Annotated in this window: 27 protein-coding genes, 1 tRNA gene and 1 other RNA gene; 15 read left to right on the forward strand and 14 right to left on the reverse strand. The window is 70.6% G+C overall.

The features are described from left to right. The 4 genes from ABCS02_RS31960 to ABCS02_RS31975 form a co-directional block, all read left to right on the forward strand. Nucleotides 1-887, forward strand: an 887-nt coding sequence (locus ABCS02_RS31960; RefSeq protein WP_345839759.1) for a VOC family protein, incomplete at its 5' end; no start/stop codon positions are given. Further along, entirely contained in the window at nt 884-1,900 is a 1,017-nt protein-coding gene (locus tag ABCS02_RS31965; protein ID WP_345839760.1) for an alpha/beta hydrolase, read from the forward strand. The genes ABCS02_RS31960 and ABCS02_RS31965, both read left to right, overlap by 4 nt. 14 nt (nt 1,901-1,914) lie before the next feature. Then, nucleotides 1,915-2,511 carry an isochorismatase family cysteine hydrolase gene (locus ABCS02_RS31970; RefSeq protein WP_345839761.1) on the forward strand — a complete coding sequence of 199 codons (597 nt, stop codon included), beginning with the start codon at nt 1,915-1,917 and terminating at the stop codon, nt 2,509-2,511. 32 nt (nt 2,512-2,543) lie between these two features. Further along, nucleotides 2,544-3,086, forward strand: a complete 543-nt coding sequence (locus tag ABCS02_RS31975; protein WP_345839762.1) for a DUF2127 domain-containing protein — start codon at nt 2,544-2,546, stop codon at nt 3,084-3,086. Here ABCS02_RS31975 and ABCS02_RS31980 read toward each other — a convergent pair. Next, nucleotides 3,065-3,140: transfer RNA gene (locus ABCS02_RS31980), tRNA-Lys, on the reverse strand. The two genes, ABCS02_RS31975 and ABCS02_RS31980, sit on opposite strands and share 22 nt — an antisense overlap. Before the next feature lie 76 nt (nt 3,141-3,216). On the opposite strand from ABCS02_RS31980, the gene ABCS02_RS31985 reads away from it, so the two are divergent. The 4 genes from ABCS02_RS31985 to ABCS02_RS32000 are packed head-to-tail and all read left to right on the forward strand — an operon-like array spanning nt 3,217 to nt 7,668. After that, a complete protein-coding gene (locus ABCS02_RS31985; RefSeq protein ID WP_345839763.1) occupies nt 3,217-4,077 on the forward strand; it encodes an inositol monophosphatase family protein in 861 nt (286 codons plus the stop codon). Further along, nucleotides 4,074-4,634, forward strand: a complete 561-nt coding sequence (locus ABCS02_RS31990; protein ID WP_345839764.1) for a hypothetical protein — start codon at nt 4,074-4,076, stop codon at nt 4,632-4,634. Before ABCS02_RS31985 ends, ABCS02_RS31990 begins: the two co-directional genes overlap by 4 nt. Before the next feature lie 19 nt (nt 4,635-4,653). Further along, entirely contained in the window at nt 4,654-6,624 is a 1,971-nt protein-coding gene (locus ABCS02_RS31995) for a chorismate-binding protein (protein WP_345839765.1), read from the forward strand. A 30-nt stretch (nt 6,625-6,654) separates the two neighbouring features. After that, complete coding sequence (locus ABCS02_RS32000) at nt 6,655-7,668, forward strand: MBL fold metallo-hydrolase (RefSeq protein WP_345839766.1); 1,014 nt, start codon at nt 6,655-6,657, stop codon at nt 7,666-7,668. Between the two features lie 6 nt (nt 7,669-7,674). Here ABCS02_RS32000 and ABCS02_RS32005 read toward each other — a convergent pair whose 3' ends face one another. Beyond that, complete coding sequence (locus tag ABCS02_RS32005) at nt 7,675-8,181, reverse strand: hypothetical protein (protein ID WP_345839767.1); 507 nt, start codon at nt 8,179-8,181, stop codon at nt 7,675-7,677. An 8-nt stretch (nt 8,182-8,189) separates the two neighbouring features. After that, nucleotides 8,190-9,305: an AI-2E family transporter gene (locus tag ABCS02_RS32010; protein ID WP_345839768.1), complete on the reverse strand. Its 1,116-nt coding sequence runs from the start codon at nt 9,303-9,305 to the stop codon at nt 8,190-8,192. 88 nt (nt 9,306-9,393) lie between these two features. Between ABCS02_RS32010 and ABCS02_RS32015 the strand changes: the two genes are divergently transcribed. Next, on the forward strand, nt 9,394-10,974 hold the full coding sequence (locus tag ABCS02_RS32015; protein ID WP_345839769.1) for an MFS transporter: 1,581 nt from the start codon (nt 9,394-9,396) through the stop codon (nt 10,972-10,974). Nucleotides 10,975-10,986: 12 nt separating this feature from the next. Here ABCS02_RS32015 and ABCS02_RS32020 read toward each other — a convergent pair whose 3' ends face one another. Both ABCS02_RS32020 and ABCS02_RS32025 read right to left on the reverse strand, forming a co-directional pair. After that, on the reverse strand, nt 10,987-11,385 hold the full coding sequence (locus tag ABCS02_RS32020; protein WP_345839770.1) for a hypothetical protein: 399 nt from the start codon (nt 11,383-11,385) through the stop codon (nt 10,987-10,989). Nucleotides 11,386-11,500: 115 nt separating this feature from the next. After that, on the reverse strand, nt 11,501-11,698 hold the full coding sequence (locus tag ABCS02_RS32025; protein ID WP_345839771.1) for a hypothetical protein: 198 nt from the start codon (nt 11,696-11,698) through the stop codon (nt 11,501-11,503). Between the two features lie 120 nt (nt 11,699-11,818). Here ABCS02_RS32025 and ABCS02_RS32030 point away from each other — a divergent pair, with 120 nt between their 5' ends. Then, on the forward strand, nt 11,819-14,398 hold the full coding sequence (locus ABCS02_RS32030; protein WP_345839772.1) for a LuxR C-terminal-related transcriptional regulator: 2,580 nt from the start codon (nt 11,819-11,821) through the stop codon (nt 14,396-14,398). 17 nt (nt 14,399-14,415) lie between these two features. On the opposite strand, the gene ABCS02_RS32035 is transcribed toward ABCS02_RS32030, so the two are convergent. Together ABCS02_RS32035 and ABCS02_RS32040 are read right to left on the reverse strand one after the other, a co-directional pair. Continuing rightward, nucleotides 14,416-15,432, reverse strand: a complete 1,017-nt coding sequence (locus ABCS02_RS32035) for an aldo/keto reductase (protein WP_345839773.1) — start codon at nt 15,430-15,432, stop codon at nt 14,416-14,418. Nucleotides 15,433-15,459: 27 nt separating this feature from the next. Beyond that, the gene (locus ABCS02_RS32040) at nt 15,460-16,509 is read right to left on the reverse strand and encodes an alcohol dehydrogenase catalytic domain-containing protein (RefSeq protein ID WP_345839774.1); all 1,050 of its coding nucleotides are present in this window, start codon (nt 16,507-16,509) and stop codon (nt 15,460-15,462) included. Between the two features lie 179 nt (nt 16,510-16,688). Here ABCS02_RS32040 and ABCS02_RS32045 point away from each other — a divergent pair, with 179 nt between their 5' ends. After that, nucleotides 16,689-17,093, forward strand: coding sequence for an aldehyde dehydrogenase (locus ABCS02_RS32045; protein ID WP_345839864.1), 405 nt, complete (start codon nt 16,689-16,691; stop codon nt 17,091-17,093). A 7-nt stretch (nt 17,094-17,100) separates the two neighbouring features. Here the strand turns inward: ABCS02_RS32045 and ABCS02_RS32050 are convergent, their stop codons facing one another. Further along, the gene (locus ABCS02_RS32050; protein WP_345839775.1) at nt 17,101-17,355 is read right to left on the reverse strand and encodes a nuclease; all 255 of its coding nucleotides are present in this window, start codon (nt 17,353-17,355) and stop codon (nt 17,101-17,103) included. Nucleotides 17,356-17,652: 297 nt separating this feature from the next. Between ABCS02_RS32050 and ABCS02_RS32055 the strand changes: the two genes are divergently transcribed. Then, complete coding sequence (locus ABCS02_RS32055; RefSeq protein WP_345839776.1) at nt 17,653-18,447, forward strand: type II CAAX endopeptidase family protein; 795 nt, start codon at nt 17,653-17,655, stop codon at nt 18,445-18,447. 37 nt (nt 18,448-18,484) lie between these two features. Here ABCS02_RS32055 and ssrA read toward each other — a convergent pair. Continuing rightward, nucleotides 18,485-18,855, reverse strand: a transfer-messenger RNA (tmRNA) gene (ssrA, locus tag ABCS02_RS32060). A gap of 125 nt (nt 18,856-18,980) precedes the next feature. Between ssrA and ABCS02_RS32065 the strand changes: the two genes are divergently transcribed. Next, the gene (locus ABCS02_RS32065) at nt 18,981-19,634 is read left to right on the forward strand and encodes an SIMPL domain-containing protein (RefSeq protein WP_345839777.1); all 654 of its coding nucleotides are present in this window, start codon (nt 18,981-18,983) and stop codon (nt 19,632-19,634) included. Nucleotides 19,635-19,644: 10 nt separating this feature from the next. Here ABCS02_RS32065 and smpB read toward each other — a convergent pair whose 3' ends face one another. The 4 genes from smpB to prfB form a co-directional block, all read right to left on the reverse strand. Then, a complete protein-coding gene (smpB, locus tag ABCS02_RS32070; protein WP_345839778.1) occupies nt 19,645-20,121 on the reverse strand; it encodes an SsrA-binding protein SmpB in 477 nt (158 codons plus the stop codon). 163 nt (nt 20,122-20,284) lie between these two features. After that, a complete protein-coding gene (gene ftsX, locus ABCS02_RS32075; RefSeq protein WP_345839779.1) occupies nt 20,285-21,199 on the reverse strand; it encodes a permease-like cell division protein FtsX in 915 nt (304 codons plus the stop codon). Then, nucleotides 21,196-22,227, reverse strand: a complete 1,032-nt coding sequence (gene ftsE / locus ABCS02_RS32080; protein WP_345839780.1) for a cell division ATP-binding protein FtsE — start codon at nt 22,225-22,227, stop codon at nt 21,196-21,198. Before ftsE ends, ftsX begins: the two co-directional genes overlap by 4 nt. A 61-nt stretch (nt 22,228-22,288) precedes the next feature. Continuing rightward, entirely contained in the window at nt 22,289-23,398 is a 1,110-nt protein-coding gene (gene prfB / locus ABCS02_RS32085; RefSeq protein ID WP_345839781.1) for a peptide chain release factor 2, read from the reverse strand. A 98-nt stretch (nt 23,399-23,496) separates the two neighbouring features. Between prfB and ABCS02_RS32090 the strand changes: the two genes are divergently transcribed. Next, entirely contained in the window at nt 23,497-24,735 is a 1,239-nt protein-coding gene (locus tag ABCS02_RS32090; protein ID WP_345839865.1) for an MFS transporter, read from the forward strand. 164 nt (nt 24,736-24,899) lie between these two features. On the opposite strand, the gene ABCS02_RS32095 is transcribed toward ABCS02_RS32090, so the two are convergent. Further along, the gene (locus tag ABCS02_RS32095; RefSeq protein ID WP_345839782.1) at nt 24,900-25,889 is read right to left on the reverse strand and encodes a PHP domain-containing protein; all 990 of its coding nucleotides are present in this window, start codon (nt 25,887-25,889) and stop codon (nt 24,900-24,902) included. Nucleotides 25,890-25,968: 79 nt separating this feature from the next. On the opposite strand from ABCS02_RS32095, the gene ABCS02_RS32100 reads away from it, so the two are divergent. Continuing rightward, on the forward strand, nt 25,969-26,709 hold the full coding sequence (locus ABCS02_RS32100; RefSeq protein ID WP_345839783.1) for a DUF2520 domain-containing protein: 741 nt from the start codon (nt 25,969-25,971) through the stop codon (nt 26,707-26,709).

Here is a 26,709-nt window from a genome sequence, read left to right on the forward strand (position 1 = left end):
CGGTTATGCAGTTGGGTTATGTGTCGATCGGTGCTTCTGACACGGTGGCGTGGCGTGATTTCGCGGAGAAGTTTCTTGCGGTGGAGGCGTCGTTCGCCGGTGAGGTGGGTGGGGATCTGTTGCTGCGGATGGATGATCGGCGGTTGCGGTATCTGATCCGTCCGACGGGTGAGGACGATATTCGGGAGATCGGGTGGGAGGTCGCGGACAGTGTGGAGCTGGCCGGGATCCGGGACCGGTTCGTGGAGCGGGGGATCCCTTTGTTGGAGGGGGAGTTCGATACGGCGTCGTTGTTGGCGCCGGATGAGTTTCTCGTGTTCGAGGATCCGGCGGGGGTGCGGGGTGTGGTGTACACGGCGCCGCTCGCGGCGCAGGGTCCGGTGCGGTTGCAGCGGGGGCATCAGGGTTTCGTGACCGGGGATTTCGGTGCGGGGCATGTGGTGATGCTGGTGGAGCCGTACACGGAGGTGTTGGACTTCTACACGAACGTGTTGGGTTTCCGGGTCAGTGATTACATGCGGAACGAGCAGGTGCGGTCTTGTTTCCTGCACTGCAATCCGAGGCATCATTCGTTGGCGATCGCGGGGTTGAAGAGCCCGAAGCTGTTGAACCACATCATGTTGGAGTGTCGTGCTCTGGAAGATGTCGGGATCGCGATGGACGAGGCGAAGAAGAACGGGATGCCGATCACGGGCGAGCTGGGCAAGCACGCCAACGATCTGATGACCTCGTTCTACGTGAACTCGCCCTCCGGGTTCGAGATCGAATACGGGTGGGGCGGCCGGATCATCGACGACGAGACCTGGACCACCGCGTCCTACGGACCCGGAAACCAACAGATCTGGGGCCACGCACGCCAAAAAGCCCACGAAAGCGTCGTGAAATGACTCTCACCGAGGAAGGCCTCATGCCCGTGCCGGGCATGCTGAGCCGGTGGGTTCGCCTCCCGGGCGGCACGAAGGCGCACTACATGACCTCCGGGGAGACGGGGCCCGCCGTGGTCCTGCTGCACGGCGGCATCGCGGGCTCGTCCGGCACCGCCGGCTTCCGGTTCATGGCCCCGTTCCTCGGCGCGCACGGCTTCCGTGTCTACTGCCCCAGCCAGCCGGGATACGGGCTCACCGAGGACCCCGCGGAGTTCTACACGGCCGACGAGGCCGGGCACGTGGACTTCATCCACGACTTCACCTCCGCGCTGTGCCTCGACCGCTTCCACCTCGGCGGCAATTCGATGGGCTCCAACAACACGGTCAACTACGTGGTCGCGCATCCGGAACGCGTCCTGAGCTTCGCGCTCATCCCCGGCGGGGTCGGTGACCTCGTGGACATGCGGGAGACGTTCAGCCCCAAGAACAACATCGAGTCGCGCGGGTGGAAGGACGGCACGGGCTTCGACGGCACGGCGGACTCGATGCGCCGCTCGATGACCTCGGTCGTGCTCGATCCCGCGAAGGTCACCGACGATCTCGTCGAGATGCGCACCGCGGTGGGCCAGCGCAGCCGCGAAGCCTACGAGCGGTACATGGCGAACATCATGCCGCGGCTGACCGGCGAGCGCATCGACCCGAACTACGAGGCGCGGATGCGGACCAAGGGGCGGCTGGACGAGATCACGATCCCCGGCATCTATGTCTGGGGGACGCAGGATGTGCTGATGGCGCACGACGTGGACGGCTACCGCCAGGAGGACGCGCTCCCCCGCGTGCAGTTCTTCTACCCGGAGAACGCCGGGCACCAGGGCCAGAACGACCAGCCGGAGCTGTTCAACGACGTCTTCCTGGAGTTCTTCCGCGACGGAAAGGTGAGCTGGGAGACGGCGCAGCGTGCCGGCATCTCGCAGCGCAGAGCGCCGAACCCCGACATCGTGGCCGCGCCCGCGGCCGCGCCGAGCCCGAGATGAGGAGTGATCACGCCATGACCGGCTATCCCGTGGACGCGCTGCTCGTGGTCAACGTGCAGAACAGCTTCTGCCATCCGGACGGCGCCATGTACGAGCCCGCGCGACCGCCGCTGCACGACGTCGAGCACGTCCTGCAGAACATCGCCGCGGCCCTGGCCGCCGCCCGCGCCGCCTACACACCGGTGTGCTTCGTGCGACAGTGCTTCCAGCCCGGCTACGCCGACTTCGGCCATCGGATGCCCCGGCTGCGCGACCAGCTCGCGATGCGCGGCGGCCTCCTGGCGGGCAGCTGGGACGCGGATTTCGTCGACGAGGTATCCCCGAACCCCGCAGACCTCGTGATCGACGCCTGCCGGGCAGACGCGTTCTACAACACCCCGATGGAGTCGCTGCTGCGCAGCATGGCCGTACGCCGACTGGCGGTCGTCGGCGTGACGACCAACGGCGCGGTCGAGACGACCGCGCGGTCGGCGGCGCTGCGCGACTTCGACGTCACCGTGCTCGCCGACTGCACGACGAGCAGAACCGCGCAGGATCGCGACACCTCGCTGGAGCTCCTGGCGGCGTACGAGATCGCCGACGTCGCGCTCGCGAGCCCCGACCTCTTCTGAACCGGGCCCCTGACCGTCGTCGGGAGGATGCGATGAAAGAGCGCCTGCTCGACCTGGCGTTCCTCGTCGGCGTCCTTCTCAAGGGCATCGACGGGCTGGTCGAACTGATGGGCGGCGCGCTCCTGCTGTTCACGACCCCCAGCGAGCTCACCGGCGCCGTCAACGCGGTCACCGCCGAGGAACTCGCGGAAGACCCGCACGATCTGATCGCCAACCTTCTGGTCAACGGCATCTCGCATCTCCACGCCAGCGCCGTGTGGTTCGTCACGGCCTATCTTCTGCTCCACGGCGTGGTGAAGATCGCGATCGTGATCGCCCTGCTCGTCGGCTCGCGTCGGGTCTACCCATGGGCGATGGTCGCGCTCAGCGCGTTCCTGATCTTCCAGCTCTACGAGCTGGTCGCGAAGCCCTCGATCGGTGTCGCGATCCTCACGGTCTTCGACGCCGTGATCATCTGGCTGACCTGGCGGGAGTGGCGGCGCAACCGTGAGCTACGCGTCACCTGGCGCGAGACCGTCGCCTGGATCTTCCGGCGACGGCCCGCGGTAGGCAATGGTGCGCCCCCTGGGACTTGAACCCAGAACCCATTGATTAAGAGTCAATTGCTCTGCCTATTGAGCTAGAGGCGCGAACCGACGGACCACGTTACCACCCGCGCGCGGGCGCCCGCGAATCGAGCCGGCGGGGCCCGGGTATCCTCGATCCATGCCCGCAGCCTCGGACGAGCTCGACGTCGCAGCGCCCTTCGAGGGGGATCTCACCGACGATCTCGCCCTCGCGCTGCGGCTCGCGGATGCCGCGGATGCTGTCTCGATGGCGCGCTTCGACGCGCCGGGGCTCGACATCCGCCTCAAGGCCGACGCGTCGCACGTGACGGAGGCGGACCTCGCCACCGAGCGCGCGATCCGGGGCATCCTCGCCGCCGAACGACCCGGCGACGGCGTCTTCGGCGAGGAGTTCGGCGCCGAGGGCACGACGGCGCGGCAGTGGATCGTCGACCCGATCGACGGGACCGCGAACTACCTCAAGGGCATCCCGATGTGGGCGACGCTCATCGCCCTGGCGATCGACGGCGTCCCCCGGGTCGGGGTCGTGAGCCAGCCCGCCATCGGCCGACGGTGGTGGGGCGCGACGGGCCTCGGCGCGTGGACGAACGGCGCCGACGCGCCCCGACGCCTCGCCGTCTCCGCCGTCTCGGACCTGTCCGCGGCGAGCGCGAGCTTCCAGAGCATCGGCCAATGGGACGACGCGGGCGAGCTCGACGCGCTCCTCCGGCTGACGCGCGCCGTCTGGCGCGACCGCGGATACGGCGACGCGTGGCCCTACATGCTCCTCGCGGAGGGCCGGCTCGAGTTCGTCGGCGAGTTCGACGTGAAGGAGTACGACGTCGCCGCCCACGTCCCGATCGTCCGCGAGGCGGGGGGCCGCGTCACCGCGTACGACGGCGAGGACTCGATCGCGCGCCGTTCGATCGTGGCGACGAACGGCGTCCTCCACGACGCGTTCCTCGACCTGCTCGGCCGAGGCACGGGCCGTGGCGCGGGCGCGACGGAGCAGACCGGATGACCCGCCGCGGTCTCCTCGCGCTGGCCGCCGGTCTCGCCGCGGCCGCGGGGCTCCTCGCCGGGTGCTCCGCGCCGGGCGCATCCGACTCCGGCGCCGCCCCCACGGCGCCCGCCGCATCGCCGACCTCGACACCGGTCGCGAGCGCGTCGCCGCAGGCCGCCCCCACGTGCGCCACGATCATCACGCCGACCCTCGCCGACACGTTCGCGACGCAGGGCTGGACCTTCCGGCAGGATCCGTTCATCGCCGGCTCGCAGACGATCCCGGGCGGCCTCCTGTGCACGTGGGGCGACTTCTCCGCCGCGAGCGACCGCGTCCAGGTCTTCGGCTGGGCGCCGACGACGACCGCGCAGCAGGACGCGATCCGCGCGGGTCTGCTCAGCCAGGGGTGGCGTCTCGTGGACGGGGCGGGGTCGACCTACCTCACCGCCGATCCGAAGACCTCGATCTCGAAGGACGCGGACGGTTACGGCTCGACGTACGAGTTCGGCGACGGCTGGGTGCGGTTCGCGGACACGAAGCAGAGCCTGCTGCTCGTGGAGTGGCCGCGCTCCTGAGAGCGGGCCGGAGCGCACCGTGTCCTCGATCCTCGTCGTCGACAATCACGATTCGTACACCTACAACCTGGTGCAGGCGCTCGACGCGCTGAGCGGAGTCCGGAGCGACGTGGTGCCGGTCGACCGCTTCCGTCTCGCGGATCACGAGCGCTACGACGCGGTCGTGATCTCCCCCGGTCCCGGGCATCCCGCGCAGCTCCCCGAGTTCGCGGTGTGCCTGGAGCTGCTGCAGCGACGCACACGTCCGACGCTCGGGGTCTGCCTCGGTCATCAGGGCATGATCGTGGCCCACGGCGGCGCGGTCGCCCGGGTCGAGCCCGCGCACGGCGTGGTGGACCGGCTTCGCCACGACGGGAGCGCGCTGTTCGCGGGCGTCCCGCAGGACTCGGAGGTGGTGCGGTACCACTCGCTCGCCGGTGTGCGGGTCCCCCTGGGCCTGCGCGTGACCGCGACCGGGCGCGACGGCCTCGTGATGGCGGTCGCGCACGAGTCGCTGCCGCAGTGGGGCGTGCAGTTCCACCCGGAGTCGATCCTCACGGATCAGGGCCGGCGGATGCTCGGCAACTTCCTCCAGCTCGCGAACGCTCCCGTCCACGCCGCGGCCCCGGCTCCCCCACCGCCCGCCGAGGCCCCCGTGTCGTTCGCGGGGATGACCGCGTACCCGCGCTGGATCGAGCCGGATGCGGTCGCGCCGACGCTCCTCGGGGGGCGGGAGCGCGCGTTCTGGCTCGACAGCGCCGATCCGCGGCCGTGGTCGGGGCGCTTCTCCGCCATGGGGTATCTCGATCAGACCGACCGCAGCGTTGCCGTCGGACCGGCGGCCGACCGGGACGGCGCGCGCGAAACGGTTCCCCGGGCGGGGTTCCTCGCCCGGCTGCGGGAGCTGGAGGCCGACACCTCGGGCGCCGCGGACGGGCCGCCCGCGGTCGGCGGCTGGGTGGGCGTGGCCGGCTACGAGACCCAGGAGCTTCTGCCGGATGCGGCCCCCGGCACGGACGCGGACGGCTTTTTCCTCCGCGTGAACCGCGCGGTCGTGTGGGATCACGAAGCCCGCCGCGTGTACCTCCGGGCTGACACCGATGCCGCCCTCGCGGACCTGCGCGCGGGCCTGGACACCGCCGCGATCGCGCCGCTCCCGGCCCCGGATCCCCTCCCCGACCAGCTCGCGGCATCCGCCCACCACCTCGCGTTCGGGGACTATCGGGGGCGCTTCGAGCGCCTGCAGGAGGCGCTGCGCGCGGGCGACACGTACGAGGCGGTGGCCACGTTCCCCGTCCAGACCTGGACGGATGCGGACCCGCTCGCGCTCTACCGGGCACTGCGCCGCCGGAACCCGGCCCCGTACGCCGCCTACCTCCGCCACGACGACCGGATCGTCCTGTCGACCTCGCCGGAACGGATGTTGCGGGTCACGGCCGGCACCGCCGAGGTGCGCCCGATCAAGGGGACGCTCCCCCGCTCGCCGGATCCGCAAACCGACGCGCTCCACCGCTGGCGGCTGGGAGCCGAGGACACGTACCTGCGCGAGAACCTCATGATCGCGGATCTCGTCCGCAACGATCTCGGTCGCGTGAGCCGGCCGGGATCCGTCGCGGTCACGCAGTTCCTCGGGGTCGAGGAGTACGCGACCGTGTTCCAGCTCGTCACCGCCGTGCAGGGCCGGCTCGACGACGGCGTCTCGGCGATGGACGCTCTGCGCGCCGTCTTCCCCGCGGGCTCGATGACGGGGGCCCCGAAGCGGCGGACGATGGAGCTCATCGCCGAGGTCGAGTCCGCCGAACGCGGCATCTACTCCGGCGCGCTGGGCTGGTTCGGCCCCCAGGGCGCCGACTTCTCGGTCGTCATCCGGGCGTGGACCGGCGCCCGCGGCGACTACCGGATCGGTGCCGGTGGCGCGATCCTCATCGACTCCACCGCCGCCGCGGAGTACACCGAGGCGCTGACGAAGGCAGCCGCCGTCCTCCCGGGTCTGTCCACACAGGTATCCTGACCGACGCGGCAAGGCCGCGGAGGAGGCGGGATGCCCGACGCCACGATCGAGCCGGTCAGCGAGCAGCAGTTCCTCGCCGCGACACGAGGAGGCATGCCGGAGCCCGAGGCCATCGGCGCGGGCCTCTGGTCGCTCCCGATGCCGATGCCCGGCGGATCCCTCGCCTACACGCTGGCCGCGGTCCACGTCGACGCGGGCGGCGCCGTCACCCTGATCGACCCGGGCTGGGACCTGCCGGAGTCGTTCGAGCGTCTCCGGGAGTTCCTCCGCTCGATCGGTCGTGACGTCGAGGACGTTCGGACCGTCGTGGTGACCCACGCGCACCAGGACCACCTGGGGCTCGCGGCCGTCGTCCGCGAGGTGAGCGGCGCCGCCGTGATCCTGTCCGCGCGGGAGAAGCGCTCCGCGGAGGCGTTCGCGAGCGCCTCCCTCGACCCGGTCGCGCTGCTCGCGGACTGGGGCGTGCCGCCGTCGGTCGCCGAGCCCCTCGTCGAGCGACGGCGGGGGCGCGCGAGCCACGTGCCGGAGGTCGACGCCGACGCGGTGCTGCTCGAGGACGGGGACGCGATCCCCGTCCAGGGCGCGGACTGGCGCGTGCTCCTCACACCGGGCCACACCGCCGGGCACCTGTGCATCGTCGACGCGGAGCGCCGCATCCTGTTCTCCGGCGACCACGTCATGCCCACCGTGTTCCCCGGCATCGGCCTCGGCGGACGCCTCGAGACCAACCCGGTCGCGGACTACCTCGCCTCGCTCGACCGCCTGGAGCCGTACGACGACTATGAGGTCGTCCCCGGTCACGGCTACCGGTTCCGCGGACTCCGCCGGCGGCGGACGGAGGCCTCCGACCACATCCGGCGACGGGCCCGGGAGGTCGCCGCCGTGGTGGCGACCGAGCCCGACGCCTCGACGTGGACCATCGCCTCCCGGCTCACCTGGACCGCCGGATGGGAGCGGCTCACGCGCAGCTCGATGCTCCTCTCCGCCCTCGCCCAGACCGAGCTCTACCGCGACTTCGTCACGCAGGAGACGGGCGCCGACTGACCGCGGTCAGTGGCCGACGATCACCTTCACGATGTAGAGCGCGCCGCCGAAGCCCGCGGCGATCGCGGCGCCGACGAGACGGGCCAGCCAGTGGGTGCTCCACCGCGCCACGGCCACCCAGCCGAGCGCGGCGAGGATCAGGGTGTCGGCGATCAGCGCGACCCAGAGCGCGGTGTCGTCCTCGATGACCCGTGTGGTCCCCAGCAACAGGATCACCAGCGGCGCGACGCTCGCGAGCAGCATCCCGGACGAGTTCTTCGCCGCGGCCCCGATGCTCGCGCGGAACCCGGAGGCGCCCTCGCTCCCGGCGAGCCGCGCCAGGGCGCCCGCGTAGACGTGGGCGGCGAAGAAGACGATGACGGTCAGGAAGACGTTGACGAACGTCTGGAGCGCAGTGGCATCCGCCGTTCCGCTCGCCACGAGGACGGCCGAGACGAGGATGAGCCCGTAGATCGCGTCCTCCGCCATCAGCGCGCGCGTGACCCGCGGGCTGATGTGCGCGGAGTCCGTCATCGACGGCCTCACGAGGTCTTGAGATTCTGCTGCGGGACGATCACTTCCCGGATGACCAGCAGGATCGACGCGGTCACCGGCAGCGCGACCAGCACCCCGATCACGCCCATGAGCGTCCCCCCGACCAGGGCGCCGATCAGCACGAGCGCGGCCGGGATCGCGACCGCCCGGTTCATCACCCGCGGGCTGATCACGTAGGTCTCCACCTGGATGTAGATGAGGTACGCGATCGCGAAGATGAGCGCCTGCGTCGGGCTCGTGAACAGCGCGATACCGGTCCCGAGGACGAGGAAGATAACGGATCCGAACAGCGGGATCAGCGTGACCACGAAGGCGATCACGGCCATGAGAGCGGGGTACGGGAGACCGATCGCCCAGTGCAGGACGAAGACGGCCGCCGCGTTCAGCGCGGCGAGGATGACGGAGCCGATGATCGCGCTTCCGACGGACGCCGTGATGCGCTCCGTGAGGTCGGCGAGTCGCGGCCGGTTGTGCGCCGGGGCCAGGGAGTAGAGCGCCTTCTTCGCGGCATCCAGCGAGGCGAGGAAGTAGAGGGTGAGCGCGACGACGATGAAGCTCGCCGACACCCCTTCGACGAGCGAGACACCCGCCGCGAGCAGGCCCTTGCTGACCGCCGCGACCGTCGACGGCGCGGCGATCCACTCCGCCAGCCGGTCGAGCCCGCCCAAGACGGCGGCCTGCGTGTTCGCGTCCAGCCGGTGGAACCAGTCGGACTGCGGCACCGCGGCGATCGCCTGCGGGATGGCGTCGACAAACTCGCCGATCTGGGCGAGGACCGGCGGCAGCACCCAGATGACGAACGCGGCGAACAGGAGGACGAACGCTGTGAACACGATCGCGATGCCGAGGGGCCGCTTCACCCGGTGCCGCTCGAGCAGGCGGACGACGGGATCCAGGCCGAGCGCGAGAAACATCGCGAGGACGATCGACAGGATGATCATCGAGATCGACGTGAACGCGACGCCGAGCAGCAGCGCGCCGAGGACGCCGATCGCGGCGAGGAAGCCTCCGGTCAGCGGATGATCGAGCACCGCATGGATGCCGAGGCCACGGCGCACCGTGCGCGGGCGCTGCCGCCCGTCCCCCGCATCCGCACCGCTCATGCGCGCAGCCTGCACCCCGCGGCGGCGCCCTCGCGTCACCCGAACCGGGGGATCCGAGCCGCGGAGACTCTGTGCTTGGCTTCCGACCATGAGCGCCCCCGACGCGCCGGGACGGTTCAACGGCCGCCTGGCGATCCTTCTGGCCATGGCGATGTTCGTGCTCGTCGTGGACACGTCCATCATGAACGTGTCGATCTCGGCCGTTGTCCGGGACCTCCACACGACGGCGAGTGCCGTGCAGAGCACGATCGCGCTCGAGGCTCTGGTCTCGGCCGCGTTCATCCTCATCGGCGGGAAGGCCGGCGATCTCATCGGTCGCAAGCTCGCGTACATCCTCGGGCTCCTCGGATACGCGGTCGGGGCCGTCGCGATGACCCTGGTGAGCAACATCGCCGGTGTCATCGTGTTCTGGGCGATCATCGGCGGGCTCGGGGCGTCGCTGCTGCTGCCCTCGATGCAGTCGCTCGTCCACGGCAACTTCGCGGGCGTGCATCGCACCCGCACCTACGCCCTGATCGGCGCCTCCGCCGCGATCGCCGCCGCCGTCGGCCCCCTCCTCGGAGGCGTCATCACGACCTTCCTCTCCTGGCGGGTGGCCTTCCTCCTGGAAGCGCTCGTGATCGGCGTCGTGCTGCTCGGGATCCCGCTCGTCAAGGACGTCAAATACACGGGCCCGCGCACGGTCGACCCGATCGGCGCCGCGCTCTCGATCATCGGCATGGGCGGGGTCGTGCTCGGCATCCTGCTCTGGCAGGAGGGCGCCGGATTCGTCGGGCTCACGATCGCGGTCGGTGTCCTCGCCCTCGTCGGGCTCGGCTTCTGGCTCGTCGCGCGCCACCGCCGACACCGCGCTACGCTGCTCGATCCGGAGCTCTTCCGGTCGGCGGGATTCCGCACCGGCGCGACCGGCCAGCTGCTCCAACAGGTGACACTCGGGGGAACGATGATCGTGATCCCGCTCTACCTGCAGATCATCCTCGAGTACAACGCCTTCCTCGCGGGCCTCTGCATCGCCCCGCTCTCGCTGACGATGTTCGCGGTCGCGCTCCTCGCGGGGCGCCGCACCCGAGGCCGCCCGGCGAACAAGATCCTCCTCGGGTTCGCGCTGGCGGGCGCCGGTCTCGTCGTGCTCGTGCCGATCGTGCCGCTCGCCACCAACGGGTGGTACCTCATCGTGCCGCTCATCCTGAGCGGGAGCGGCCTCGGGCTGCTGGTCTCGCAGCTGAACAACTACACGCTCTCCCCCATCCCCGAGGAGCGGGTGAGCGAGGCCGCCGGCGTCAACTCGGCCGCCGGGTCGTTCGGGCTCTCGTTCGGCCTCGCCGTCGCCGGTGCGGTCCTGCTCGCGACCCTGGCGGCATCCTTCACGAGCCTGGCGAACGCGAGCACGGTGCTGAACGCCGAGCAGAAGACGCAGGTGGCCGCGGTGCTCGAGGAGGATGCCGAGCTGATGTCGAACACGGCGCTCGCGCAGGCCGTGGCCCACCAGCCGCCGGACGTGGCGGCCGAGATGCTGCGGATCAACTCCGAGGCGGGCCCGTTCGCGCTTCAGATCGCGCTGCTCGTGCCGATCCTGTCGGCGGGGCTGGGCCTCGTGAACGCCCTGCGTATGCGGCGACTGCCGGACCCGCCCGCAGCCGGCGCCGACGTTGCCGCCGGCGCCGGCTGAGTCACCGCGGTATCAGTCCTGCAGCTCGCGACCGTGCACGAGGAGCGCGTAGATCACGAGCACGTCCACCGCGATGATGATGAGCGACCACCAGGGCTGCGCCGGCAACATGACGAGCTGCCCGAGGGCGCTGAGAACCGCGAGGACGACCGCGACGACGCGCGCCCAGGTCTGGCCCGCGAACAGCGCGAGCGCGGTGAGAACCAGCAGTGCCCCGACGATCAGGCTCCACCAACCCCACCCGTTCACGTTGAACAGCCAGAGGCCTCCACTCGAGGCCACGAAATACTGGTTCGGGCCGATGATCGCCATCAGGCCCTGTAGGACGCTGAACAGCCCCGCGACGATCAGGACGACGCCCGCGAAGACGACCCATCCCACCCATCGGCTGCTCGTTCTCACTGTGCTCATGTCCGTCCCCCTCCGGGTAACGTCCGGGCCGCCGTCTGCGGCCCGTTGACGTCGGAAATCTATGACCAGGCGAGATCGCACGCATCCCCCGGTTCGGGTGACGGCGCGCGGCGGGTCAGAACGGGCCCTCGACGGGATTGACCGAGACGACCTCGACATGGAGCGCGTCGAACATGGCGAGCAGCCCGAAGAGCTGCGACTGGTCCGTGACCGTCCCGGTGATCCGCGTAAGCCCTTGTGCGGTCGCGACCACGAAGCCGTCGAGCGCTGCCCTGAGATCCGGTCCCAGCGCACCGCGGACGACAATGGCCATCCGACGCCCCTCCACCCCCTCATTGTCCGTGCGCCCTCTCGCGGCGGCGTCACCCATGTGGGATGATCCGGACATCGCGGACGTTCCGAACCCGGACAAAGGCCAGGATTCATGAACAGAATGCGCAGGATCCCACCGCACGCCATCGACCGACCTGCACTGCGGCAGCTCCTCGACAGCGGATTGGATGCACCGCTCTCCCTGGTGGTGGCGCCCGCGGGCTCGGGGAAGTCCGTGCTCCTCGCGCAGTGGCTACAGTCGCGCGACGACGTGACCGGCGCCTGGTTCGACATCTCCGCGGACGACGCCGCCGCGGCCGCCTTCGCCGCGCGCCTCCGGGAGACGCTCGTGGCCCTCATCCCGGACTATCCGGCCCCCTCGGCACCCGTCGACACGACGGACGGATGCCTCGGCGCACCGTTCCTGGAGGACTTCGCCGGAAGCCTCGCCGACGCCGGACCGATCGTGCTCGTCTTCGACGACCTCGACCGCCTCGCAGGAAGCCCCGTCCTGACGGATCTCTGGCGGCTCGTCGACCTGCTGCCCCCCAACGCGCACGCGGTCTTCTCCTCGCGCGTCGACCTCCAGCTGGGGTGGAGCCGGCATCGCGTGCAGCACGGGCTGGTCGAGCTGCGACAGCGCGAGCTCGCCTTCGACGACGAGACGACCGCGCTCGTCATCGAGCGGATCGCCGGGCACCCGATCAGCGATCGGGCGCTCGCCGCCGTCGCCGCCCGTACGGAGGGGTGGGCCGTCGGCGTACAGCTCACGGCCCTCGGCCTCCGCCTCTCCGAGGACCCCGACCGCATCGTCGGCACCCTGCTCGAGACCGACCGTCTCGTCGTCGAGTACCTCAGCGCGGAAGTCCTCGACGCGTTGGCGCCCGCCCGGCGCGACGCCCTGACCCGACTCGCGGTGCTCGACGAGCTCTGCGCGGGCCTCGTGGAGCGCGTCGCGGGGGTCGCCGGCGGGGCTGAGTTCCTCGCAGAGCTGGAGCGCGACTCCCTCTTCATCCTGGCCGTCCCGGGGCGGCGCGGGTACTTCCGCTTCCACCCGCTGTTCCGGGATCTGCTGCGATACCGCCTGCGCGCGACGCATCCCGGCGCGGAGACCGCGCTTCTCGAGGCCGCCGCCGACTGGTTCCTCGCCGAGGGCGAGTATGAGCGCGCGATCGACGAACTGCTGCGGGCCAAGAGCTGGGAACGTGCGCTCGCGGAGATCCTGGCCGGCGGGCGGGAGCTCCTCGACACCGCACGGCCGACGACGATCGCGCGATGGCTGCGGCGGATGCCGCCGGACGTGCGCGCCCGCCATGTCGAGGCTGAGCTCCTGCTGGCGCTCCTCGACGAGCGCGCGGGCCACGGCGCGACGGCGGTCGACGAGCTGCGCGCGCTCCTCATCGACGAGCGGCTCACGGTCGGGCAGCGTCAGGTGGCGCTCGCCCACCTGGCCGCGGGCGTGCAGTTCCAGCCGCACGCGGAGACCTTCCGCGATGCCGCGTCGGCCGCGCTGGATCTCCTCGCCCAGGACCCCGACGCGGCTCGGCCGGACCTTCTCGGCATGTCCGGACACCCGGTCCTGAGGTTCACGAGCCGACTCTCGCGGGGGCGCGCGTACCTCTGCCTCGGCGACCTGGTCGCCGCCCGGCGTGAACTGGAGGAGGCCGTGCGGCTCTCGGAGTTCGCGCCGACGTCCAACCACGTCGAGGCCCTCGGATGCCTCGCCCTCATCGACGCGTTCCGCGGCCAGCTCGTCGAGGCGACGCGCCTCAGCGACGACGCGCTCGAGACCGCGCGGGAATCCCGACTGCTGTCCCATCCGTCCCCGGCCGAGGCCTATCTCGCGCGCGCGGTCACCGCCATCCAGCGCGGCGAGCCGGATGTCGGGGCGCTGGCTCTCGCGGAGGCGGCCGTGCGGGCGGCGGCGGACCAGCGCACGCAGCTGCAGTGGATCGCCTACTTCGCCGGCCTCATGATCGAGCCGGTCGCCGAGCGCGCCGTCCTCGCTGCCCCGCACGGCCCCCCACCCCCGCTCGTGCGCCGCGGCATGACCGCCTTCGAGATGGAGCGCGCACGATACGGCGGTACACCGACCGCGCCGCCGGCCGGGGCGACGGAGTGGTCGCCGCTGGCGTTCGAGGAGGTCGCCGCGCTGCTCGCGGAGGAGCGCACGATCGAGGCGCGCGCCCTTCTGTCACGCCTTTCCTTCGACGCGAACCTCGCGCTCCCGGTCGGGGCGGTGGAGTGGGAGCTGCTCACCGGCTGGGTGTGGAAGCTCGAGGGTGACCTCGGGAAGGCCGAGCAGCGTCTGGCGAACGCGCTCGACCTCGCCGCGCCGCAACGGCTCGTGCATCCGTTCGTCCGCGCCGGGGCCGACGTGGTCGACCTCATCGAGCCCCTGCTCGACGCCCACCCCGACTTCGCGCGCCACGTCGTCCGCCGCATCCGTGCGTCGTCGGCGCCCCGTCACGTCGAGCTCGCGGACGAGCTGACGCCGCGCGAACTGGAGCTCCTCGCGTTCCTGCCGACCCGCATGACCACCGCGGACATCGCCGCCCGCTGCTACGTGTCGACGAACACGATCAAGACCCACCTCGCGCACATCTACCGGAAGCTCGAGGTCGCCGGCCGGAAGGCGGCGATCGAACGCGCCGCCGCCCTCGGCCTCCTCGACGTCCCCGACCTCGTGGCCACCCCCTGAGTCCGTGGTGCGGCGCGCTATCGACGCCGCGCAGCCTTCGTCAGCTCCGCCATCCCGTAGCTGTTGTCCTCAGGGTTGAGGGTGACGCCGGGTGCGACGAGCTCGTCGATGCGATCCAGGACCTCGGCCGAGAGCCTCACGTCGAGCGCCGGCAGGTACGAGTGCAGCTGCTCCATCGTGCGCGGTCCGACGATCGCCGCCGTGACCCCGGGGTGGTTGATGACGAAGGCGATCGCCAGCTCGATGAGCGTCAGGGCGTTCTCCTCCGCGAGCTTCGCGAGCTCCTCGACGATGTCCAGCTTGCGCTGGTTCGCCGGGAGGCTCAGGTCGAAGCGCACGCTGGGCCGGGCCGACGAGGTCGGTCGCGACGCGGCATCCTTCCGCCACCGTCCGGACAGCCACCCGCCCGCGAGCGGGCTGTAGGTAAGTGTGCCCATCCCGTGCCGGATCACCGTCGGGAGCACGTCCTCCTCGATCCCGCGGACGAGGATCGAGTACGGCGGCTGCTCGGTCACGAAGCGCTCGAGGTTGCGATCGCGGGAGGCCCACTGCGCCTCCACGATCTGGGAGCCGGAGAACGAGGACGAGCCGATGTAGCGCACCTTGCCCTGGTGGACGAGATCGCTGAGCGCGCCGAGCGTCTCCGCGATGTCGACCGAGAGGTCCGGCCGGTGCACCTGGTAGAGGTCGATCCAGTCGGTCTTCAGCCGCCGCAGCGAGTTCTCGACCTCCTGGATGATCCATCGACGCGAGCCGCCGCGGTGGTTCCGGCCCTCGTCCATCGGCATGAAGAACTTCGTCGCGAGGAACACGTCGTCGCGGCGCCCCTGCAGGGCGTCGCCGACGATCTCCTCGGACACTCCCCCGGAGTAGATGTCCGCCGTGTCGACGAAGTTGATCCCGGCATCCAGCGCCGCGTGGATGATGCGGATGCTGTCCGTGCGATCGTCGTTGCCCCAGGGGCCGAACATCATCGAACCGAGACAGAACGGGCTGACCTGCACTCCGGTGCGGCCGAGCTGACGATACTCCATGAGCTTCTCCTTATCGCGGGGCGGCGACTACGGCGTCACCATGACCTTGAGGGCGGTGCGGTCGTCCATGGCGCGATAGCCCGCCGGCACATCGTCGATGGCGACCGTGCGGTCGAAGACCAGGCCGGGGTTGATCTGCCCCGACAGGACCTGCGGGATCGCCGCTTCGAGGTAGGCGCGGACGGGGGCCGGACCGCCGGCGAGGCGGGCGTTCTTGCCGAACAGCGAGCCGAACCCGATCGGCGCCTCCTCGTACTGGGGAACGCCGACGCGGGAGATGATCCCGCCCGGGCGCACGATCCCATACGCCTGCTCGTAGGCGGGCATGTGCCCGACCGCCTCGAGGACGATGTGCGAGCCCTCGCCGTTCGTGAGGTCGAGGACCTCCGCGACACCTTCCGCACCGCGGGCGGCCACCACGTCGGTCGCGCCGAACCGGATGCCGAGGTCGGTGCGGACCGTGTGGCGGCCCATCAGGATGATCCGCTCGGCGCCGAGCTGCTTCGCCGCGAGCACCGCGGACAGCCCGACGGCGCCGTCGCCGATCACGGTCACCGTCTTGCCCGGCTCGACCTGGCCCATGTGGGCAGCGTGGTAGCCGGTGAGGTACACGTCGGACAGGGTCAGGAGCGACGCGAGCAGGCCCTCGTCCGCGGTCGCGGGGTCGACGTCCGGCACCTTCACGAGCGACCCGTCCGCGAGCGGGACCCGGGCGAGATCCGCCTGCAGGCCGCCGGTCTCCGCGCTGCCGTACCAGCCGCCGTGCAGGCACGAGGTGTGCATCCCCTCGCGGCAGAACACGCAGGTGTTGTCCTGGAACGCGAACGGCACGACCACGAAGTCGCCGGGCTTGATGGTGCGGACCTCGGAGCCGACCTCCTCCACGACCGCGATCAGCTCGTGGCCCATCGGCCGGCCCTCAGCGGTCCTCGGCGCCGAATGGTAGGGGTGCAGGTCCGAGCCGCAGATGCAGGACCTCACGGTGCGGACGATCGCATCCGTCTGATCCACGATCACCGGATCCGGCGCCGTCTCGACTCGAACATCACCAGCGCCATACATGAAAGCCGCACGCATACGTCTACTCCTCGATCGTCGGGATGCCTCCAGCCAACCGCACGAAGCTGGCGCCCGGCAATGTCCGTCATCCCTGGTACTGGCAGACCCTCCCTCGCGGCGGTCTAATAGGGGATAACGGCGGGACTCCCCGCACGGCCGAATCACCGAGGAACGATCTGGAGATCGACGTGGACACGATGGAGATGATGAAGTCCATGTCCATGGACTCCATGCCGGAGGGCATGAAGGCCATGGACATGGGTCAGATGCAAGCCTGCATGATGAGCATGAACGCCTGTTCGATGGCGGCGACGATGTGCGCGGCCAGCGACATGGGCATGGGGATGGACATGGCGAAGTGCTGCGCGATGTGCAGCAACATGGCCGACATGGCCGACGCCGGGATGCGCATGATGATGCGCCCCGTGGGCATGGACATGGACATGATGCAGGCGATGCTCGCGGCCTGCGTCACGATGGGGAAGGCCTGCTCGGCGGAGTGCATGATGCACGCCGAGATGAGCGACATGTGCCGCTACTGCGCCATGGCGTGCGACGACATGGTCGCCAAGTGCGAGGCGCTGATGGCGGCGATGGTCTGAGTCGGACTCAGCGCCGCGCGGTGGTCGCGACGCGACCGTTCGAGAGGACCTCCGCGACCCCGTGGTAGGCCACCGGGTCTCCGGCGGCGAGTCCCACCTCGGGACCCACCAGCTGGAGAGTCGCCACGGTGTCGTCGAGGAACGCGACGACGACGGCGTCGGACTCGACGGCGACCACGATGCCGTCCGTCCACGACAGGGGCGTCGCCTGCGCCATCGCGCGCTGGATGGGGAGGACAGTCGACGTGAACGTCGTGGACATGCGGTACACCTTCTTCCACCGGAATCGAATGCGTCGACTGTACGAGGCATCCGTCCGATGACGAAGCCGGGCGTAACACGCCGTTAAGGAAGCCGCCCGCTCCCCCGTCCTTCCCCTTCACCTGTCGCCTCCGACCTCTGCGGGTGGTCGGTCGCGACAGGTGAGTCGTGGGCTCACCCGTTCACCCGTCGCCACCGACGGCCGCGAACGCCGATTGCGCCAGGTGAGGCCGGCCACCACCACGCCGCCTGACGAACCGGGTCCGCCGCTCCCGCGGGTCGCTGGCAAGCTGTCACCGTGGCCCCTCCCGTCGAGCATCAGCGTGTCGCTCTATTCACCGCGATCCTCGGCCCGATCGTGGTGTTGCTCGCGGGGGCCTCGCTGTCGTTCGCCACGAACCCCGCCGTCACCGTGGTCGTCGTTGCGGGACTCGGCGCTGCGGCGGTCTTCGGGTGGCGACGGCTCCCTCCTCAGCTTCTGGATGCGATCGTGCTCGTCGCGGCGATGTGGATTGCGCTCTTCCTGCCGTCCACCGGGCTCTGGCCCATTCCTGCCGCCCTTGCACTCGTCGCCACCGTCGTGGTTGCCTTCGCGGCGGGAAGACTCCCCCTCTGGCGCGCCTGGCTTCGCCGCGGGCGCATAACGCGCCTGGATGGGCTCTTCTTCCTCGGAATCGTCGCGCTCACGGCCATCGGCCTGTTCCTCTGGCAGCGAGTCACCGACGCCCCGCTCCCCGCTGCGTATGCCCAGCTCGCGGGAGAGTTGCCGCTGCCGGTCGTCGCGATCGGCGCCTTCCTCTTCCTGATCGTGAACGGGGCAATCGAGGACAGCGTCTGGAGCGGAGTCCTGCTCACCGCCGCAGAACGGTCGCTTCCCACTTGGCTCGCCGTCGCGGTCACCGCGGTGTCGTTCGGACTCGCACATGTGAACGGAGTGCCGAACGGTCCCGTCGGCGTCATCATGGTGACGGCCTGGGGCGTGGTCCTCGCAACGTTGCGAATACGCACGGGAGGCATGCTCGCCACATACGTCGCCCACGTGCTCGCCGACCTGACGATCGTGCTGCTGCTCCTGCCATCGGCGGTGCAGTGAGACGGCGCGCGACAAGCTCCTCAGTGCGACAGCGGCGTCGTGGAGATGGGGGGAATCGAACCCCCGTCCATCGCTGGGTCTCCGCGCCTTCTCCGGGCGCAGTCTGTACGAGCGTTCTGCTCGGCCCCGACCTTTGTCACAGACACCTAAGTCGACAGGCCCAGTCTGGAAAAAGTCCCGGATGACGTCCAGACGCCGTCACCCAGCGAGATCCCTAGATGACGTCAAGACCCGTAGCGGGATCAGCTACGGAATGACGGACTCGGGCTCGCTGCTCAGGCAGCGAGGGCGAAGTCAGACTGCGTCTTATTGGCAGTTATTGGTTTGCAGGGGGCGTTAACGAGATAACCCCGCATCCTCGGCCCGCTTCTCGCGAATTCGCAGGCGATGTCGAAACCGATCATCCCCGTGATCCTTCTTCCGAAGGGACCGCTGTCGCACTGTGGAGTTGCCATGCTCGTCTACCGAAGCATCCGAGCCACTCAGCATACAACGGATGCCGCGTCCCGAGCATTCCTCGTAGGCTCGGGGGCATGAGCGAGGTGACGATCACCGTCCGTGGCGAGTACGAGGAGCGGGTCGCTCCGGAGGAGGCCGTCGCCCACATCGTGGTGCGGGCCGAGGGCCCGGAGCGGGCGCCCGTCGTCGACCTGCTCTCCTCGCGGTCGGCACCCATCGGGGCCGATCTGACGGCGCGCCAGGCGCAGGGCGCGCTCCTGCGCTGGTCGAGTCAGCGGATGTTCGTCTGGTCCGAGCGCCCGTGGGCCGACGGCCGCCGGCTCGCCCCCGTCCACCACGCATCCATCGAGCTCGCGGCGGTCTTCGCGGACGCCCCCACCCTCTCCGCCTGGCTCGGGGAGGTCGCCGAGCGCGACGGCATCGACATCGGCGCCATCGAGTGGCAGCTCAGTCGAGAGACCGCGAAGCAGGTCGAGAGCGCGGTCGCCGCGCGGGCCGTCGAGGTCGCCGTCGAGCGCGCGACCGCCTACGCATCCGCGATCGGCTGCACGCACGTCGTCCCGCTGGAGATCGCGGATGCCGGACTCCTCGGCAACCCGGACGGGACGCCCGCCCCGCGGATGCTCCGCGCGGCCGCGATGCTCGCCGACGGCGGCTCCGCCCTCGACCTGCGGCCGGAGGACATCACGGTCACCGCGACCGTGGAGGCCCGCTTCTTCGCCCGTTGAGCCCGCGGGCTCAGTCACCGAGACGGTTGCGGGTGCGCATCGCGCGCTCGGCCTCGCGCTTGTCCTCGCGTTCGCGGATCGTCTGCCGCTTCTCGAACTCGCGCTTGCCCTTCGCGACCGCGATCTCGACCTTCGCCCGGCCGTCCGAGAAGTAGAGCCGCAGCGGAATGAGCGTATAGCCGCCCGCAGACACCTCGTGCGAGAGCTTCACGATCTCCTCCTTGTGTAGGAGGAGCTTGCGCGTGCGCTTGGCGGAGTGGTTCGTCCAGTGCCCCTGCGAGTACTCCGGGATGTTGACGGCGTCGAGGTAGGCCTGTCCCCCGTCGATGAACGCATACCCGTCGGAGAGGTTGGCGCGGCCCTGCCGCAGCGACTTCACCTCGGTGCCGGTGAGCACGAGCCCCGCCTCGTACGTCTTCTCGATGGCGTAGTCGTGGCGCGCGCGACGATTGGTCGCGATGACCTTCTCCCCGCGTTCCCTGGGCATGGCGTGCTCCCTCGATCCCCCGTCATCCTCCGCGAATGACAGCCCCCCAGTTTATCCACCCCCCACGCGAGAACGCGCTTGTGTCCTGGAAATGGCCCCATTTCGGGACATACCCGCGTTCTCACGTCGGAGGTGGACCGGGGGGCGGGCGGAGCGGGGTGGGTCAGGCGCGGAGCCAGCGGCGGATGGCGAAGCCGGCGGAGACCGCCGCGAGCACGACGCCGATCACGATGAGGACCGGGATCACGATGGCGATGTCACCCGCCCCCACCCACGTGGTCACGAAACTCACGCGCGACGTCAGATAGTCGCCGATCCCGAACCGCACGCCGGCCCACACCGCGACGCTCGCGAGGGCCGATCCGATCAAGGCTGCGAACACGCCCTCCAGAACGAACGGGGTCTGGATGAACCGGTTGGATGCGCCGACCAGCCTCATGATGCCGATCTCGCGTCTTCGCGCGAACGCGGACAGCCGGATCGTCGTCGCGATGAGCAGGACCGCCGCCACGAGCATGAGCGCGGCGATCCCGACGGCGACGTAGATCGCGATCGTGAGGGCGGAGAACAGGGGTTCGAGGTACTGCATCTGATCCTTCACCTGTTCGACGCCGGCCTTACCGCTGAACGCCTCGGCGATCACGTCGGACTGGGTCTGGTCGTTCAGGTTGATCCAATACGTCGCGTTGAACTGGTCGGCGGACAGGATGCCCTGATAGCCCGAGCCGAGCTGCTGCAGCGCCGACTGGTACGCGTCCTGGTTGGTCTCGAACCGGTAGTTCTTGATGAACGGCGACAGGGCCGGCCCGTCGAGCTCCGCCTTCACCTGATCGATCTGGTCCTGGGTCGCCGCACCGCCCGTGCAGGTCGGCGTATCGGACACGGAGGAGCAGAGATAGATCCCGACCTGGGCCCGGTCGACCCAGAAGTCGCGCATCTTCACGATCTGCATCTGCATGAGCATCGCCGCGCCGACGAACGTCAACGACACGAACGTCACGAGCACGATCGAGACCACCATCGACGCGTTCCGGCGCAGGCCGGTGAACGCCTCGGAGAGAACGAGACCGAACCTCATCGCGTCGGCCCCACTTCGTCGTCACGTCCGGAGAGACCGAGGCGGTCGGCGAGGCCGAGCTCCTCGAGGTCGATCGGCCCGGTCTGCAGCGGAGCCGGACGGTTCTGCGCGGGCGCGGATGCCGCGGGCCGCAGGGCCTCGGGCGGCGGAGCCGCCGCGGGCTGCCGCGCGGGCGCGGGCTGGGGCGCGGCCGGAGCCTGCGCCGCCGGGGCCTGCGCGGGTGCGGGCGCGGGCTCGACGGGACCGGCGTCGGAGACCTCGCGGTGCAGCTCGAGCACGGCGGTGAGGGCCGCGACCGCGGCCGCGCCCTTCTCCACCTGCGGGGCGAGCCGCGGGATCCCGGACGTGTCGCCGTAGCCGCCGTGCCGCTCGTCGCGGACCATCTCGCCGTCGCGCAGCTCGATCACGCGCCGCTGCATCTGGTCGACGAACCCGGCCTCGTGCGTGGCCATGACGACCGTGGTGCCGTTCGCGTTGATGCGCGCGAGCAGCTGCATGATGTCCGTCGAGGTGGCGGGGTCGAGGTTTCCCGTCGGCTCGTCCGCGAGGAGCACCTGCGGCCGGTTCACGAGCGCCCGCGCGATCGCGACGCGCTGCTGCTCACCGCCGGACAGCTCGTGCGGCATCCGCTTCTCCTTGCCGGAGAGGCCGACGAGCGCGAGCGCCTCGGGGACCGCCTGCTGGATGAAGCCGCGCGATGAGCCGATCACGCGCAGCGTGAAGGCGACGTTCTGGAAGACCGTCTTGGTGGGCAGGAGCCGGAAGTCCTGGAACACGGCGCCGACATGCCGGCGGAAGTAGGGAACCTTGCTGTTGGGCAGGGCGCGCAGGTCGTGCCCCAGCACGATCACCCGCCCCTCGGAGGGGATGTCCTCGCGGAGGATCAACCGCAGACACGAGGATTTCCCGGAGCCGGAGGCTCCGACGAGGAAGACGAACTCCCCGCGCTGCACCTCGAAGTCCACGCCCTGGAGAGCGGGCCGGGAGGTGCCGCGATACCGCTTGGTGACGTTCTCGAACCGGATCATGGCGTGATGAGCCTAAGCGCCGGTTTGCGGCATCCCGGGTGCGACACCCGGGTGTCCCGGGTCAGTCGTCCGTGGGGCGCTTGCGCCAGCGGATGCCGGCGGCGATGAAGCCGTCGAGGTCGCCGTCGAACACGGTCGCGGGGTTTCCGACCTCGTAGCCGGTGCGGAGATCCTTCACGAGCTGCTGCCCGTACAGGAAGTAGGAGCGCATCTGGTCGCCCCAGCTCGCGGTGATCGTGCCGGCGAGCTCCTTCTTTTTGGCGGCCTCCTCCTCGCGCTTGAGGAGGAGCAGGCGCGTCTGCAGGACGCGCATGGCGGCGGCGCGGTTCTGGATCTGCGACTTCTCGTTCTGCATCGACACGACGATGCCGCTCGGAAGGTGGGTGATCCGCACCGCGGAGTCGGTCGTGTTGACGGACTGGCCGCCGGGCCCCGAGGAGCGGAAGACGTCGACGCGGATGTCGCCCTCGGGGATGTCGACCTCGACGGCCTCCTCCATGACCGGGATCACCTCGACCGCGGCGAAGCTCGTCTGGCGCTTGTCGGCCGAGCCGAACGGGCTGATGCGGGCCAGGCGATGCGTGCCGGCCTCGACCGAGAGCGTGCCGAACGCATAGGGGGCGTCGATCTCGAACGTCGCGGACTTGATGCCCGCGCCCTCCGCGTAGGAGGTGTCCATGACCTTCACCGGGTACTTGTGGCGCTCGGCCCAGCGCAGATACATGCGCAGCAGCATCTCCGCGAAGTCGGTCGCGTCGTCGCCGCCCGCCCCGGAGCGGATCGTCACGACGGCCGAGCGGTCGTCGTACTCGCCGTCCAGCAGCGTCTGCACCTCGAGCTGGCCGATGACCCCCTCGAGATCGGCGAGCTCGCGCGTGGCCTCCTCGACCGAGTCGAGGTCCTCCAGCTCGTTCGCGAGCTCGACGAGCACCTCGAGGTCGTCGAGGCGCTGCGCGACGTCGGTGACCCGCTTGAGCTCCGCCTGGCGGTGGCTCAGGGCGCTCGTCACCTTCTGCGCGTTCTCGGTGTCGTCCCAGAGGTTCGGCGCGCCCGCCTCCTCGCTCAGCCGCTCGATGTCGGCACGGAGCGCATCCACATCGACAACGGCCTGGATGTCGGCGAACGTCGAACGGAGCGCTTGGATCTGGGCGGAGGGATCGAAGTCGAGCATGACGATCCAGACTAGCGGGCCGGACCGAGCAGCGGCCCGGACTAACGTGGGTGACCGTGACCGACAGCGCCGCGTCCGTGCTGCGGCGGTTCGCGCCCATGATCTACGGGCCGACGGTGCTGTTCTCCCTCGGCGAGGGTGCGGTCATCCCGCTCATCCCGGTCGTCGCGTCGCAGCTCGGCGGCGACGTCGCCGCGGCGGCCCTCGTCACCTCGTTCCTCGTGGTCGGGCAGCTCTGCGGCAACCTGCCGGCCGGCTGGGCGGTCACGCGCTTCGGCGAGCGCATCACGATGGCGCTCGGCAGCGGCATCGCCGCGATCGGCGCGGTCGGCGCCCTCCTCGCCACGAACCTCGTCATCCTCTCGGCCGCCGTGTTCCTTATCGGCTTCTGCGCCGCGATCTTCGGCCTCGCCCGGCACTCGTTCATGACGACGCGCGTGCCGCTCTGGTTCCGGGCGCGCGCCCTGTCGCTGCTCGGCGGCGCGTTCCGTCTCGGCGTCTTCGTCGGCCCGTTCGTCACGGCGGTCCTGCTCGCGATCTTCGGCGCCGAGCAGGCCGCCATGTGGTTCTTCCTCGTGATGCTCGTCGCGGTGGCGGCGCTCGTGCTGTTCGGGCCCGACCCGGAGCGGCGGGCGGCGGACGCCGACCCGCCCGCGGCGACGGACGCGGACGAGGATGCCGTGGAGGTCGAGGACACCGGCGAGCCGGTGACCGGATCCATCCCGACCGCCGAACGCGTCGGCATCCTGCGCACGATGTGGCGCCATCGCGCGGTCCTCACGCGGCTGGGGGTCGCGGCCGCGTCGCTGTCGGCGCTGCGGTCGGCCCGCCAGGCGGTGCTGCCGCTGTGGGGCGTGTCGATCGGACTCGACGCGCAGACGATCGCGCTCGTCGTCGGCATCTCGGGCGCGATCGACTTCGCCCTGTTCTACGCGAGCGGGCAGGTCATGGACCGCTTCGGCCGCCTGTGGGCCGCGCTTCCGGCGACGGTGGTCATGGCGCTCGGCTTCCTCGCGCTCTCGTTCACGCACGACCTGTCCTCCGCGGCGATGTGGTACGCCATGTTCGCGGCCGTCCTCGGCGTCGGCAACGGGCTCTCCAGCGGTATCCTCCTGACGCTCGGCGCCGACGTTGCCCCGCGCGCCGACCCGGCCCCGTTCCTCGGGTCGTGGCGGACGCTGACGGACGCCGGGGGCGCCGCGGCGCCCCTGATCATCACCGCGATCACCGCCCTGACCTCGCTCGCGGTCGGGACCGGCGCGATCGGGGTGATCGGGCTCCTCGGCGCGGTCGGGTTCATCCGGTGGGTGCCCCGCTTCGTCCCGCGCCGCCGCTGATCCCGCCCCCCTCCCCTCTCCTCCCTCCCTCCCATTCCCGCGAACCCACCCCCTCCTCGCGAGACCACCCCCTTATCGCGTCGTGAAGGCGTGTGTTCGCGAGGAGGAGGTGGTCTGGGGATGGATGGGGCGCGGGGCGCGGGGGGATGGATGGGGGGCGGGGGTCAGCGGGCGGTCCAGGCGAGGAGCTCGCCCAGGGGCCAGGTCGTGACGATGCGCTCGGGCGGGACGCCGAGGCGCTCGGCGCGCTCCGCGCCGTAGTCGAGGAGGGAGAGCTGGCCGGGCGCGTGGGCGTCCGAGTCGATCGAGAAGAGGCATCCGGCGTCGAGGGCCTGGACGATGAGCTCGTCCGGCGGATCCTGCCGCTCGGGGCGCGAGTTGATCTCGACCGCGACGCGGCGCTCGGCGCACGCGTCGAAGACGGCCTGCGCGTCGAACGTCGCGCCCGGCCGTGTGCCGCGCGAGCCCTCGACCAGCCGCCCCGTGATGTGGCCGAGGACGTCGGTGTGCGGGTCGCGCACGGCGCGCAGCATCCGCTTCGTCATCTCCGCCGGATCGGACTTCAGCTTCGAATGCACGCTCGCGACGACGACGTCGAGCTGGTCGAGCATCTCGGGCGTCTGGTCGAGGGTGCCGTCCTCGTTGATGTCGACCTCGATGCCCTTCAGCAGCGTGAAGCCGTCGCCGCGGAACCTCTCCACGACCGCGAGCTGCTCCGTGAGCCGCTCGGCAGACAGCCCCCGCGCGACCGTGAGCCGCGGCGAATGGTCCGTCAGCGCGAGGTAGTCGTGGCCGAGCCTCCGGGCGCTGCGCACCATGAGGTCGATCGACGTCGTGCCGTCGGACCACTCCGAGTGGGAGTGCAGGTCGCCGCGCAGGGCCGCGCGCAGCGCGCTCTTCCGCGCAGGGCCGAGCCGCTCACGGAGGTCCGCGAGGTAGTCGGGGACCTCCCCCGCGAGCGCCTGCTGGATCACCGTGAACGTGGAGTCGCCGATGCCCGGGGTCTTCTTGAGGCGCCCGGGATCCCGCAGCACGTCCTCGTCGAGGGCGGCTACCGTCTCCCCCGCGCGCCGGAACGCCTTCGCCTTGTAGGCGTTCGACCGCTCCCGTTCGAGGAGGTAGGCGATCTCGGTGAGCGCATCGACGGGGTCCACGGGGTCACCCTAGTCCCGTCCCGCGGAACGCCGGGCGGGTGCCGTTCGGGGAGCGGCTAAAATCGGGATCACCCTTCCTATGTCTCCTCTCTCGCTGCCGAACGGTCGCTCCCTCACGAGCGTGAGCGTGGTCGGCCGGGGACGCCTCGGCCCGGTGCTCGCGCGCGCCCTCGTGCGCGCGGGGATGACGGTGCACGGGCCGAGCGGTCGCGGCGAGCCCATCGCCCCCGCCGACGTGGTGCTGCTGTGCGTGCCCGACCGCGAGATCCCGGATGCCGCCTCCGCGGCCGCCGGGCACGGAGCCTTCCTCGGCCACACGTCCGGCGCCACGGCCCTCGACGACGTCGACTTCGGCCTGCATCCGCTGCAGACGTTCGCTGGCGGGCCGGCCGACCTCGACGGGATCGGCTGTGCCGTCGGCGGGCGGACGGCCGAGGCTCTCGACGTCGCGCGCGGGCTCGCCGGCCTGCTCGGGATGCGCGCGTTCGAGATCGCCGACGGCCGTCGCGCCGCCTATCACGCGGCCGCGACGTTCGCCTCGAACTTCCTCGTGACGCTCGAAGCCGCCGCGGAGCGGCTGTTCGCGGCCGCCGCCCCGACGGCGGACGGGCGTGCGCTCCTCGTGCCGCTCGTGCGGCGTACCCTGGAGAATTGGGCAGCGCAGGGTCCGGAGGCGGCTCTCACCGGACCGATCGCGCGAGGCGACCACGAGACGGTCGCGCGGCAGCGCGCGGCGGTGGAGTCGCACGCGCCCGAGCTGCTGCCGATGTTCGACGTGCTGGCCGACCGCACCGGCGCCCTCGCAGGAAGGAACGAGTGA

Source organism: Microbacterium sp. X-17 (genome assembly GCF_039615055.1).